This is a genomic window from Streptomyces sp. NPDC001816, from assembly GCF_042892235.1.
Classification (GTDB): domain Bacteria; phylum Actinomycetota; class Actinomycetes; order Streptomycetales; family Streptomycetaceae; genus Streptomyces.
Genome location: NZ_JBIATY010000005.1, coordinates 257,195 through 269,769, shown reverse-complemented (window position 1 = coordinate 269,769; position 12,575 = coordinate 257,195). Strand labels below are relative to the sequence as shown.

General features: G+C 71.9%; 13 protein-coding genes. All 13 read left to right on the top strand.

From position 1 onward, the window contains the following. Window positions 1–61 precede the first annotated feature (61 nt). On the top strand, window positions 62–352 hold the full coding sequence (locus ACFYZZ_RS20005) for a winged helix-turn-helix domain-containing protein (protein ID WP_389177405.1): 291 nt from the start codon (window positions 62–64) through the stop codon (window positions 350–352). Between the two features lie 100 nt (window positions 353–452). Then, window positions 453–1,418 (top strand): SMP-30/gluconolactonase/LRE family protein, encoded by a 966-nt coding sequence (locus ACFYZZ_RS20000; protein ID WP_389177402.1) that lies wholly within the window; start codon window positions 453–455, stop codon window positions 1,416–1,418. Window positions 1,419–1,633: 215 nt separating this feature from the next. After that, window positions 1,634–2,095 (top strand): fluoride efflux transporter CrcB, encoded by a 462-nt coding sequence (gene crcB, locus ACFYZZ_RS19995; protein ID WP_389177399.1) that lies wholly within the window; start codon window positions 1,634–1,636, stop codon window positions 2,093–2,095. Further along, the gene (locus ACFYZZ_RS19990) at window positions 2,092–2,472 is read left to right on the top strand and encodes a DUF190 domain-containing protein (protein ID WP_389177396.1); all 381 of its coding nucleotides are present in this window, start codon (window positions 2,092–2,094) and stop codon (window positions 2,470–2,472) included. Before crcB (ACFYZZ_RS19995) ends, ACFYZZ_RS19990 begins: the two co-directional genes overlap by 4 nt. Further along, window positions 2,469–2,843 carry a fluoride efflux transporter CrcB gene (crcB, locus tag ACFYZZ_RS19985; RefSeq protein WP_389177393.1) on the top strand — a complete coding sequence of 125 codons (375 nt, stop codon included), beginning with the start codon at window positions 2,469–2,471 and terminating at the stop codon, window positions 2,841–2,843. The genes ACFYZZ_RS19990 and crcB (ACFYZZ_RS19985) overlap by 4 nt, the downstream gene beginning before the upstream one ends. Window positions 2,844–2,919: 76 nt before the next feature. Further along, the gene (locus ACFYZZ_RS19980) at window positions 2,920–3,756 is read left to right on the top strand and encodes an undecaprenyl-diphosphate phosphatase (RefSeq protein ID WP_389177390.1); all 837 of its coding nucleotides are present in this window, start codon (window positions 2,920–2,922) and stop codon (window positions 3,754–3,756) included. Between the two features lie 170 nt (window positions 3,757–3,926). Beyond that, on the top strand, window positions 3,927–4,604 hold the full coding sequence (locus ACFYZZ_RS19975) for a FadR/GntR family transcriptional regulator (RefSeq protein WP_389178251.1): 678 nt from the start codon (window positions 3,927–3,929) through the stop codon (window positions 4,602–4,604). Further along, on the top strand, window positions 4,601–6,043 hold the full coding sequence (locus ACFYZZ_RS19970) for an amino acid permease (RefSeq protein WP_389177387.1): 1,443 nt from the start codon (window positions 4,601–4,603) through the stop codon (window positions 6,041–6,043). The genes ACFYZZ_RS19975 and ACFYZZ_RS19970 overlap by 4 nt, the downstream gene beginning before the upstream one ends. A 32-nt stretch (window positions 6,044–6,075) precedes the next feature. After that, window positions 6,076–7,092 (top strand): asparaginase, encoded by a 1,017-nt coding sequence (locus ACFYZZ_RS19965; protein ID WP_389177384.1) that lies wholly within the window; start codon window positions 6,076–6,078, stop codon window positions 7,090–7,092. A 143-nt stretch (window positions 7,093–7,235) separates the two neighbouring features. Further along, window positions 7,236–8,645: an aspartate ammonia-lyase gene (gene aspA, locus ACFYZZ_RS19960; protein ID WP_389177381.1), complete on the top strand. Its 1,410-nt coding sequence runs from the start codon at window positions 7,236–7,238 to the stop codon at window positions 8,643–8,645. 50 nt (window positions 8,646–8,695) lie between these two features. Continuing rightward, window positions 8,696–9,634: a glutaminase gene (locus ACFYZZ_RS19955; protein WP_389177379.1), complete on the top strand. Its 939-nt coding sequence runs from the start codon at window positions 8,696–8,698 to the stop codon at window positions 9,632–9,634. A 131-nt stretch (window positions 9,635–9,765) separates the two neighbouring features. Further along, window positions 9,766–11,160: a polyprenol phosphomannose-dependent alpha 1,6 mannosyltransferase MptB gene (gene mptB / locus ACFYZZ_RS19950; RefSeq protein ID WP_389177376.1), complete on the top strand. Its 1,395-nt coding sequence runs from the start codon at window positions 9,766–9,768 to the stop codon at window positions 11,158–11,160. Continuing rightward, window positions 11,157–12,467 carry a glycosyltransferase family 87 protein gene (locus ACFYZZ_RS19945; RefSeq protein WP_389177373.1) on the top strand — a complete coding sequence of 437 codons (1,311 nt, stop codon included), beginning with the start codon at window positions 11,157–11,159 and terminating at the stop codon, window positions 12,465–12,467. The genes mptB and ACFYZZ_RS19945 overlap by 4 nt, the downstream gene beginning before the upstream one ends. Window positions 12,468–12,575: the final 108 nt, after the last annotated feature.

Here is a 12,575-nt window from a genome sequence, read left to right as displayed (position 1 = left end):
CTTCGGCTGCGCGAGAGTGGGAACACGGCGCACGAGGAGGCCGGGAACGGAGGCGGGACGGATGATGAGGAACCCCAGGGGCGGCATGCGGCGGGACATCCTGGACTGGCTCAAGGACCCGGCCGCCCACTTCCCGTCAGGACGCCGCCACGGCGACCTCGCCGAGACCGGAGTCACCGCGCGGGCGGTGGCCGCCAAGCTCGGCGTCTCCCGTCGGACCGCCGCCGCCCACCTCGACCTCCTCAGCCGCATGGGCCTGCTCCGCACCCGCCGGATCCGCTGCCGCACCCACTACCGACGCGACGAGGTCCGCATCGCCGAGGTGGCCAGGATGTTCGAGAAGGGCTGGTGAACCGGGGCCGACGTCGTCGGCGGCGATTTCGCCGACATCCCCCGGCACGCGGCAGACGCTGGGACGATGGAGCACCGTCGACCTCGAAGGGCAGGCGCGCATGACCCCTCCCACTCCTCTGGTCGTCCACCGGTACGTCGCCGTCGGCGGCGAGGGTCCCGAGGACGTCGTCGCCGACTCCCGCGGCCGCGTGCTCACCGGCGTGGCGGACGGCCGGATCCTGCGCATCGACGGCATCGCGGACCCCTCGGCCACCCGTGTCGAGGTGCTCGCCGAGACCGGCGGGCGGCCGCTGGGCCTCGAACTCGTGCCGGACGGCGCCCTCCTGGTGTGCGACGCCGACCGCGGACTGCTGCGCGTGGGTCTGGACGACGGCCGCGTCCAAGTGCTCGCCGAGACGGTCGCGGGGGAGCGGCTGCGGTTCTGCAGCAACGCCGTCGCCCTGTCCGACGGCAGCGTGTACTTCACCGTCTCCAGCCGCCGCTACCCGCTGGAGCACTGGATCGGGGACGTGGTCGAACGCACCGGCACCGGCCGCCTGTTGCGCCTCGCGCCGGGCAGCGATCGGCCCGAAGTACTGCTGGACGGGCTCCAGTTCGCCAACGGCCTGGTACCCGCTGCCGACGAGTCCTTCCTGGTCGTCGCCGAGACCAGCGCCTACCGACTGACCCGCTACTGGCTGACCGGGCCGAAGTCCGGGCGGCACGAACCGTTCGCCGACGACCTGCCCGGCATGCCCGACAACCTCTGGCGCGCGGGCAAGGCCGGCCCGATCCGGGTGGCCCTGGCCGGGCCGCGCGTACCCCCGCTAGACCTGCTGCACCGCGGTCCCGCGGCCCTGCGCCGGGCCGCCGCCCGAGTCGCCGTCCGCGCGCCCTACCGGCCCGCCGGAACCGTCGGCGTCCTCGCCGTCGACGACGACGGCCGCGTCCTGGAGCACCTCACCCGTCGCCGCTCCGGCTACCGCATGGCCACCAGCGTCTGCGAGGCCTCCGGTCACCTGATCCTGGGCAGCGTGTGGGAGCGGGGCATCGCGGTCTGCGCCCTGCCCGAGCCCACACGCTGAGTCACTCCGAGGTGCTCGGCGGCCGCCCGCCGCGGCCGCGTGTGCGGTCGGGGCGCCGTCGGCGTTACCCTGGTCCGCGGCCGCGATCATCCTGCGCGGCGCGGCGGTGGGGCCCGCCGTACCCGAACCGCGGTGAAGGCGCCGCCAACGGTCCCTACTTGCGACGGCATGGCGCCCGTGTGCCCAGGGCTCCGGCGAGTAGGAGAAGTACGAGCATGACAGTCCCGGAAGCCGAGAGCCTGCAGGCCCGCCCCGCACCCGCGCGGCGGGCTCAGTGGCGTACCCAGGCCCCCGTCGTCGCCGTGGTCGCCGTGGGCGGCGCCCTCGGCGCGACGGCCCGCTACGCGCTGACCCTGGCCTGGCCCACGCCCCTGGGCGGATTCCCCTGGGCGACCTTCTGGACCAATGTCGTCGGCTGCGCCGTGATCGGCGTGTTCATGGTGCTGATCACCGACGTGTGGGCTGCCCACCGCCTCGTACGCCCCTTCTTCGGCACCGGCGTGCTCGGCGGCTTCACCACCTTCTCCACCTACGCCGTCGACATCCGCAGGCTGGTCGACACCGGCCACCCCCGCACGGGGCTGGCCTATCTCGCCGCGACCCTGTTCGCGGCCCTCGCGGCGGTGTGGCTGGCCTCGGTCGCCGCCCGCCTGGTGCTCACCCGGAGGCAGCGATGACCGCACTCACCGGCCGGGCCGTGCGGCTGACCGTCTACATCGGCGAGGACGACACCTGGCACCACAAGCCCCTCTACACCGAGATCGTGCACCGCGCCCGCGCCGCCGGGCTGGCCGGGGCCAGCGTCTTCCGGGGGATCGAGGGGTTCGGCGCCTCCTCCCGCATCCACACCACCCGGCTGCTGTCCCTGAGCGAGGACCTGCCCGTGGCGATCGTCGTGGTGGACACCGAGGAGCGGGTCCGGGCCTTCCTGCCGCAGCTGGACGAGCTGGTCGGCGAAGGCCTCGTGACGCTGGAGGAGTGCGAGGTCATCCGGTACGTGGGGCGTGCACCCGGCCCGGGCGGGACGGAACCGAAGGGTAAGAAGTCGTTGTGAACTGGCTGCTGGTCGTCCTGGGGGCCGTGGTCGGCGCGCCCCTGCGCTATCTCACCGACCGGGCTGTCCAGGCCAGGCACGACTCGCTCTTCCCCTGGGGCACCTTCGTGGTGAATGTCACGGGCTGCCTGATCCTGGGCCTGCTCACCGGTGCCGTGTCCGCCGGAGCCGCAGGTCCGCACCTGCAGCTGCTGATCGGCACCGGGCTGTGCGGGGCGCTGACGACGTACTCGACCTTCTCCTACGAGACCCTGCGGCTGACCGAGGCCGGTGCGGGGCTCTACGCTGCCGCCAACGCCGTCGCCAGCGTGGTGGCGGGGCTTGCAACGGCCTTCGCGGGTGTGTCCCTTGCCGGGGCTCTGTGGGGCTAGGCGCTTGGCGTACGGCCGGGCATAGTGAGTACTGTCTACAGCACTGTCGACCAATTTTTCTCAGAACTGGATCCGCATGAGCGCCATCTCCGTCGGTCAGGCCGTCGTCCTCGGAGTCGTCGAGGGGGTGACCGAGTTCCTCCCCGTGTCCTCCACCGGCCACCTCAAGATCGCCGAGGGGCTCATGGACATCCCGGTCGACGACAAGTCCGTCGTCGGGTTCTCGGCCGTCATCCAGGTCGGCGCCATCGCCGCCGTGCTCGTGTACTTCTTCAAGGACATCAAGCGGATCGTCTCCGCGTGGTTCCGCGGCCTGACCAAGCCCGAGGAGCGCTACCACCACGACTACAAGTTCGCCTGGTGGGTGATCGCCGCGACCATCCCGATCGTCATCGTCGGACTGGCCGCCAAGCCGCTGATCGACGGCCCGCTCGCCTCGCTCTGGGTGGTCGCCGGCTCCCTGATCGTCGGCTCCGGCGTGATGTGGGCAGCGGACCAGATGGGCCGCCACAAGCGCGGTGAGGACGACACCTCCTTCAAGGACGCGATGCTGGTCGGCTGCTCCCAGATCCTCGCCCTGCTCTTCCCCGGCTTCTCCCGCTCCGGCGCCACCATGTCCACCGCGCTCATCCTCGACCTGGACCGCGTCGCCGCCACCCGCCTCTCCTTCTTCCTCGGCATCCCGGCCCTGACCGGCGCCGGCATCTACGAACTGAAGGACGCCCTCGGTGCGGGCGTCGGCGCCGCCCCGCTGGCCGTCGGAACGATCGTGTCCTTCGTGGTTGCCTACGCCTCCATCGCCTGGCTGCTGAAGTTCGTCGCCAAGCACTCCTTCAACGCGTTCGTGATCTACCGGATCGTGATCGGCGCCGCCCTCCTCGGCCTGCTCGCCACCGGCACGCTCAGCAGCTGAGCGACCCCCGAACCGCCCACGGGGCGCGGATGCCTGCATTCAGGCGCCGCGCCCCGTGAATGTTTTCTTACGCGACGCCTTGACAGTTCCCGCAGGCAACCCGCAGGATCGCTCCCGTGAACCTGTCAGACAGCCAGACAGGTGGCCCGGCCCCGCGGCGCGTCAGCGCCATGGAAGCCGTCCTCGGCCACCTCCGCGCCGCCATCGAGCGCGGCGAGTACGGCATCGGCGACAAACTCCCCTCCGAGGCCGAGCTGTGCCGCACCCTCGAGGTGTCCCGGCCCGTGCTCCGCGAGGCGCTGCGCGCCCTGCAGACGATGGGCCTGACGGTCTCCCGGACCGGCAAGGGCACCTTCGTCGTCGCGAACGCCGTCGAGGACCCCACCTTCGGCGACTACGCGGCAAGCGACCTGCTCGAGGTGCGCCGCCACATCGAGATCCCGGTCGCCGGGTACGCGGCCGTGCGCCGCACCCCGGAGAACCTGGACCACATGGCCCACCTCCTCGACCGCATGGAGCGGGAGACGGACACCACCGCGTGGGTCGCGATGGACAGCCTCTTCCACCTCGCCGTGGCCGAGGCCGCCCAGAACCCGGTCTTCCGCCGGGTCATCGAGGAGATCCGTGACGCACTGGCGCGTCAGTCGGCCTTCCTCAACGAGCTGGGCGGGCGCCGCGAGCAGTCCAACCGCGAGCACCGGGCGATCGTCGAGGCGCTGATCGACGGTTCCGAGCACGACGCCGTCGAGGCCATGAGTCATCACCTCGACCGCGTCGAGACGACCCTCACCCACATCGTGCGCCCCGGGCGCACGGACCTCCCCATGGAAGGCGGACCCGAGGCGTGAGCGAACAGCACCTCAAAGACGAGACGCGCCCCTCGTCCACCCATGTAGACGCCGGAGACGCGGGCTACAGCAAGAGCCTGAAGCACCGGCACGTCAACATGATCGCGATCGGCGGTGCCATCGGCACCGGCCTCTTCCTCGGCGCGGGCGGCCGGCTCGCCGACGCCGGACCCTCCCTGTTCGTCGCGTACGCCGTCTGCGGCGTCTTCGCCTTCCTCGTCGTGCGCGCGCTCGGCGAACTCGTGCTGTACCGCCCGTCCTCCGGCGCCTTCGTCTCGTACGCCCGGGAGTTCCTGGGCGAGAAGGGCGCCTACACCGCGGGCTGGATGTACTTCCTCAACTGGGCGACCACCGGCATCGCCGACATCACGGCGGTGGCCACCTACACCCACTACTGGGGCATGTTCTCCGACATCCCGCAGTGGGTGATCGCGCTGATAGCCCTGGCCGTGGTCCTCACGGTGAACCTGATCTCGGTGAAGATCTTCGGCGAACTGGAGTTCTGGTTCGCGATCGTGAAGGTCAGCGCGCTGGTGGTCTTCATGTGCATCGGCATCTTCCTGCTGGTCACCCAGCACCCCGTGGACGGCGGCACCCCCGGCCCGTCCCTGATCACCGACAACGGCGGCATCTTCCCGAACGGCCTGCTGCCCATGCTCCTGATCATCCAGGGCGTCGTCTTCGCCTACGCCTCCGTCGAGCTGGTCGGCGTCGCCGCCGGTGAGACCGAGAACCCCGAGAAGATCATGCCCAAGGCGATCAACTCGATCATGTGGCGCGTGGGCCTGTTCTACGTCGGCTCCGTCGTGCTGCTCTCGATGCTCCTGCCCTGGAACAAGTACAGCGCCGGCGAGAGCCCCTTCGTGACGGTCCTGTCCAACATCGGTGTCCCGGCGGCGGGCGGCGTGATGAACCTGGTCGTGCTCACCGCGGCCATGTCCTCGCTCAACTCCGGCCTGTACTCCACCGGCCGCATCCTGCGCTCCATGGCGGTCAGCGGCTCGGCCCCGAAGTTCACCGCGAGGATGAGCCGCACCCAGGTCCCGTACGGCGGGATCCTGCTGACCAGCGGTATCTGTGTCCTCGGTGTCGGCCTGAACTTCGTCGTCCCGGCGGACGCCTTCGAGATCGTCCTGAACTTCGCGGCGATCGGCATCCTCGCCACCTGGGGAATGATCATGCTCTGTCACCTGCTCTTCTGGCAGAAGACCCAGAAGGGCGAACTGGCCCGGCCCGCCTACCGGCTGCCGGGTTCCCCCTGGACCGAAGTGGTGACGCTGGCGTTCCTCGCCTCCGTCCTGGTCCTCATGTACGTCGACGGCGGCGCCGCACGCACCACCGTGCTGTGCCTGCCGCTGATCGTCGCAGCGCTGGTCGCGGGCTGGTACGCCATCCGCGGGCGCATATCGCGCAAGTCCACCTCCGGAGCCGATGCGTGACCCGCACGGCGCTCCCTGACAAGCAGGCAGTGATGTACAGCAGTTCCCCTGCGGACCCACCCCTCGTCCGCGAGCCCCTCCACGCCCCCGTCGCCCACCTCATCCGCGGCGGGGTCGTCGAGGGCATCCACTACGGTTCCGTCGTCGTCCTCGGAGCCGACGGCCAGGTCCAGTTCCAGCTCGGCGACATCGAGGCCGCGTTCTACCCGCGCTCGGCCATCAAGCCCGTCCAGGCCGTGGCCATGCTGCGGGCCGGGCTGCCGCTCGACGGCGACCTGCTCTCGTTGGCCGCCGCGAGCCACTCCGGCGAGGAGCGCCACCTCGCCGGCACCCGGCGGATCCTCGAACTCGCCGGTCTCACCGAGGACGACCTGCGCAACGCGCCCGACATGCCGTACGACCCGGCCGTGCGGGACGCCTGGGTCCGCGAGGGCCGGCTGCCCTCCCGCCTCGCCCAGAACTGCTCCGGCAAGCACGCGGCGATGCTGTGGACCGCCAAGCTCAACGGCTGGTCCCTGGACGACTATCTGGACCCGGCCCACCCCCTGCAGCAGGCCATCGCCGAGATCGTCGAGGACCTGACCGGGCAGCAGGTGGCCCAGGTGACGGTGGACGGCTGCGGCGCGCCGCTGTTCTCCATCTCCCTGCACGGCCTCGCCCGCGCCGTCGCCCGCATCACCACCGCCGCTCCGGGCACCCCCGAGGCCCGCGTCGCCGACGCGATGCGCGAGCACGCGGAGATGGCCTCCGGCTCCGGCCGGGATGTCTTCGCGCTGATGCGGGCCGTGCCGGGGCTGCTCGCCAAGGACGGCTTCGAGGGCGTCCAGGTGGCCGCGCTGCCCGACGGCCGCGCGGTCGCCGTCAAGATCGCCGACGGGGCGAACCGGGCGCGGATTCCGGTTTCGGCTGCGGCGCTCGCTCGCGCGGGCGTGGACCCCGAGCTGCTGACCGAGTTCGCCGGAGAGGCGCTGCTGGGCGGCGGGGAGCCGGTGGGCTGTGTGCGGCCGGTGCGTGCGCTGGATCCGGTGCCGCTCACTGCTTGCGCGTAGGGCTCCGCTGGTTAGGCCGTCTTGATCTGCGGGCCGGTTGTGGCTGGTCGCGCCCGCGCGGCGGTAGCCGCATATCGACAACGCCCCGCGCCCCTTTCAGGGGCGCTCTCACCTCTGTACCTCAGAAAGAGGACCGTACTCCCATGACCGCGCCCACCCGAAGCGAACACGATCTGCTCGGCGACCGCGACGTACCCGCCGACGCGTACTGGGGTGTACACACCCTGCGCGCGACGGAGAACTTCCCCATCACCGGCACCCCGATCGCCGCCTACCCGCACCTGATCGACGCCCTCGCCGCCGTCAAGGAGGCCGCCGCGCTCGCCAACGAGGAGCTGGGTCTGCTGGCGCCCGAGAAGGCCGCCGCGATCGTCGCCGCCTGCCGGGAGATCCGGGACGGCAAGCTGCACGACCAGTTCGTCGTCGACGTCATCCAGGGCGGCGCGGGCACGTCCACCAACATGAACGCCAACGAGGTCGTGGCGAACCGCGCGCTGGAGCTGCTCGGGCACGCGAAGGGCCAGTACCGGTACCTGCACCCCAACGAGGACGTCAACCTCGGGCAGTCCACCAACGATGTTTACCCGACCGCCGTCAAGATCGCGACGGTGTTCGCGGTCCGCGGCCTGCTCAAGGCGATGTCCGTGCTCCAGGACTCCTTCGCCCGTAAGGCGGTCGAGTTCCGTGACGTGCTCAAGATGGGCCGTACACAGTTGCAGGACGCGGTGCCGATGACGCTCGGCCAGGAGTTCTCCGCGTTCGCCGTCATGATCGAGGAGGACCGGAGCCGTCTTGCCGAGGCCGTCGAGCTGATCCATGAGATCAACCTGGGCGCCACGGCCATCGGTACCGGCCTCAACGCTCCCATCGGATACGCCGAGGCCGCCCGCAGGCACCTCGCCGCCATCACCGGGCTGCCCCTGGTCACGGCGGCCAACCTGGTCGAGGCCACCCAGGACTGCGGTGCCTTCGTCCAGACGTCCGGCGTGCTCAAGCGGGTCGCGGTCAAGCTCTCCAAGAGCTGCAACGACCTGCGCCTGCTGTCCTCCGGTCCGCGCGCGGGCCTCAGCGAGATCAACCTGCCGCCCGTGCAGGCCGGTTCGTCGATCATGCCGGGCAAGGTCAACCCGGTGATCCCCGAGGTCGTCAACCAGGTCGCCTTCGAGGTGATCGGCAACGACGTCGCCATCACCATGGCGGCCGAGGCCGGACAGCTCCAGCTCAACGCCTTCGAGCCGATCATCCTGCACTCCCTGTCGGAGAGCATCACGCACCTGCGGCGCGCCTGCCTCACCCTCGCCGAGCGCTGCGTGGACGGCATCACCGCCAACACCGAGGTGCTGCGCGCGACCGTCGAGAACTCCATCGGCCTGGTCACCGCGCTCAACCCGCACATCGGGTACACGGCCGCCACCGACATCGCCAAGGAGGCCCTCGCCACCGGCCGGGGCGTGGCCGAACTCGTGCTGGAGAAGGGCCTGTTGCCGGCCGAGCGGCTGGCCGACCTGCTGCGCCCCGAGATCGTCGCGGGCAGCGGGGCACCTGCCGCCTGACCTGCGGCTACGCCCCTGCGACTACGCACCTGGACCGGCCGGGAGGCACAATGGTGATCATGACAACGACGTCGTCCCTCACCTTCCTGCCGGTCCTGGAGCGCATCGCCGAGGAGATAGGGCGCACGCCCGGCCGCGGGCGTCCCGCCGACTACATCCCGGCCCTCGCGGCCCGCGATCCGCGCAGCTTCGGCATGGCGGTCGCCGAGCTGGACGGCACGGTGTACGGGGTGGGGGAGTGGCGGCAGCCGTTCTCCACGCAGTCCATCACCAAGGTCTTCACGCTCGCCCTGGAGCTGGCCCGCGAGGGCGACGAACTCTGGGAGCACGTGGGCCGCGAGCCCTCCGGCAACCCGTTCAACTCCCTGGTGCAGCTGGAGTACGAGAACGGCATCCCGCGGAATCCTTTCATCAACGCGGGCGCCCTCGTCGTCACCGACCGCCTCCAGACCCGTACCGGAGACGCGGCCGACACCCTGCTCGCCTTCCTGCGTGCCGAAAGCGGCAACCCGGACCTGGACTTCGACCGGCAGATCGCCGCCTCCGAGACCGCGCACGGCGACCGCAACGCGGCGCTGGCGCACTTCATGAAGTCGTACGGCAACATCGAGAACCCCGTGCCGACGCTGCTCTTCGAGTACTTCCGCCAGTGCTCGATCGCCGCCTCCTGCGCCGACCTGGCCCTCGCCACCGCCTTCCTGGCCCGCCACGGCATCTGCGCCGACGGCACCCGGCTGCTCACCCGCAGCCAGGCCAAGCAGATCAACGCGATCATGCTGACCTGCGGGACGTACGACGCGGCCGGTGACTTCGCCTACCGCGTCGGCCTGCCCGGAAAGAGCGGTGTCGGCGGCGGCATCATCGCGGTCGTCCCGGGCCGCTGCACCCTGTGTGTGTGGAGCCCCGGGCTGGACGAGCGCGGCAACTCGGTGGCGGGGGTGGCGGCCCTGGACCGGTTCACGACGCTGACCGGACTGTCCGTGTTCTGAGTGTCCGCCCGGCCCCTGCACACCGTACTGAGCAGCAGTTCTCACGCGCCGGTCATGTGCAGGCCGCCCGTTGGTGAGTGGAGTGTCTCCTTCCGGCCACCCCGCGTTGACACGCTGAACCAGTGTTGGCCATGGCTTTTCCCGTCGATCTCCGCCGCTGCCAGGTGCTGGGCCTGGCCGGTACCGCCTTTCTCGCCCTGGGCGGTGAGACGGCCGGTGCCCTGCCCGTGGAGGACCTCCTCGCCCCGGCGTCCGCGCGGGCCGCGCTCGGGCTGGTCGGGGTCTACTTCGGTGTCGTCCTGCTGATAGCGGCCTGGGTGCTCCTCGGCCGCCTGGTGCGCGGCCCGCAACCGCCCACCCAGCGGTCCCTGCTGGTGGTCCTGGCCGTCTGGGCGGCCCCGTTGCTGCTCGCGCCCCCGCTGTTCAGCCGGGACGTCTACAGCTACCTCGCCCAGGGCGCCATGGTCGACGCCCACATGGACGTGTACGCCCAGGGCCCCGCCCAGCTCGGCGGCCCGCTGGCGGACGAGGTGGCCCCGGTGTGGCAGCACACGGCCGCTCCGTACGGCCCCGCCTTCCTGTGGCTGGCCTCCGCGCTGTCCGGCCTGACCCGCGGCGAACTGCCCGCGGGCCTGATCGGCATGCGTCTGGTCGCCGTCCTCGGGGTGGCCCTCATGGCGGCGGCCCTGCCCCGCCTGGCCCGGCACAGCGGCGCCGACCCGGCCGCCGCGCTGTGGCTCGGCGCCCTCAACCCGCTGGTCCTGCTGCATCTGGTCGCGGGCGCCCACAACGACGCGCTCATGCTCGGGCTGCTCGGGCTCGGCCTGGTCGCCGCCCGTGGCCGGTGGCCCGTCCTCGGGGCGGTGCTCGTCACGCTGGCCGCCCTGGTGAAGGCACCCGCCGCGCTGGGCCTGCTCGCGGTGGTGATCCTGCAGATCCGCACCCGCCGCACCCCGCTGTGGGCCACCCTGACGACGGCGGCCGCCGCGGCGGCGACCACGGTCGCCGCGACCGCCGTGGCCGGCACCGGCTACGGCTGGATCCGCGCCCTGGACACACCCGTCTCCCCGCACAACTGGGCGCTCACCAGCCTGCTGGGCCGCGCCACCGGAGCCCTGCTCGACCGCCTCGGCAGCGACCTGGCCCCGCTCGCCGTACCGGTCTGGCATCTGCTGGGTCTTGCGGCCACCGCCGCGGCCATCGTGCTGATATGGCTCCGGCTGCGCCTGCGACCGGTGTACGCGCTCGGCCTGAGCCTGCTCGCGGTGGCCGTCTTCGGCCCGGCGATCCGCCCCTGGTACGTGCTGTGGGGCCTGTTCCTCATCGCGGCCGCCGCACCCAGCACCTCGGTACGGCACCGGGTGGCCGCCCTCGCCGGTGTCCTGGCCCTCGCCGTGCTGCCCAGCGGCGGCCCGGCGGACGTCGGCCAACTGGTCCTCGCCGTCTCGGGCGGGCTGCTCGGCGTGGTCGTCCTGTGGCAGGCCCACCAGGCGGCCCAGGCTCCGGCGACGGGACGCACGGCATGACGGCGCCGACGCTGCCACGCACGGACCGGGGTCGCGCGCTGCTCGTGCTGGCCCTGGCCACCGCGGTGACCGTGTTCACGGCGACCGTGCCGCTGCTGCGGGACTTCTTCGACCTGCGCGTCTACTACGGCGCTGTGCACACCTGGGTGCACCACGGCGGCCGGATCTACGACTACCGGGTGCCGGGGACGACGTACGGCTTCACGTATCCGCCGTTCGCCGCGCTCCTCATGCTGCCGCTGGCCCCGATGGGCCGGCACACCGCGATCGTGGCCTCCCTGCTGGTGAACCTGGCCGCCCTTGCGGTGGTCCTGCGCATCCTGGCCGGGCCCGGCTGGCGACGGCACGGCTGGTTCCGCTGGGCGCTGGCCCTGTGCGCGCTCGCGCTGTTCGAGCCGCTGCGGGACACCGTCAGCTTCGGCCAGGTGAACCTGGTCCTGCTGGCCCTGGTGCTCGGCGACGCCTGGCTGCTGACGACCGGCCGGGACCGCTGGGCGGGCGTCGGGATCGGGCTCGCCGCCGCCGTGAAGCTCACGCCCGCCCTGTTCATCGGCCTGCTCCTGCTCGCCCGGCGCTGGCGGGCGGCCGGGGTGGCCACGGCCGTGGCGCTCGCGGCGACCGGTCTCGCCGCCTGGGCGGACCCCCGTGCGTCCCGCTTCTACTGGACCGAGGCGCTCTGGGACACCAACCGGGTCGGCCGCCTCGACTACGTCTCCAACCAGTCGCTGCAGGGCGTTCTGGCCCGGCTCGGCGACCCGGACCGCACGCTGTGGGCCGCGGTGGTCCTGCTGGTGCTGTGCGTGTGGGCGTGGCGGGCGAGCCGGGCCGTGGCGGCCGGCGACTGGACGGCAGCCTTCGCCCTCACCGGTGCCGCGGCCTGCCTGGTCAGCCCGATCACCTGGGTGCACCACCTGGTGTGGCTGCTGCCGTCCTTCGCGGTGCTGGCGCGCGCCGGGCACCCGCGGCCGGCGGGCGCCCTGTACGCGGTGCTGTGCACCAGCGTGGTGTGGCTCTGGTTCGAGGACTCCTCCGGCATCGACGGCTTCCTCGGCAGCAACATCTACACCTGGATCACGCTGGGCCTGCTGCTTTGCCTGCCGACCGGTCAGCCGCGCTGGGAGCGACCGCCCTTGTTGCGCAGCCCCAGCCACACCGCACCCGCGCCGAGCCCGGCGAGACCCGCGACGGCGGCGGGCGACCAGTCCTCGTCGTCGTCCGACCCCGCGGACGTGGCGGCCGCGACCGTGGTCGATGCCGGTCCCGATCCGGCGCGCAGCCCGTCCAGCGAGCCCACCGGATCGACCTGACCGGCCGCCGCGAAACCCCAGTCGAGCAGGGCGCGGGCCTCCTCGTACACGGCGAAGCCACCGCCCTCCTGAGGGTTCATCACCGTCACCACGAGGGTGCGCCCGCCC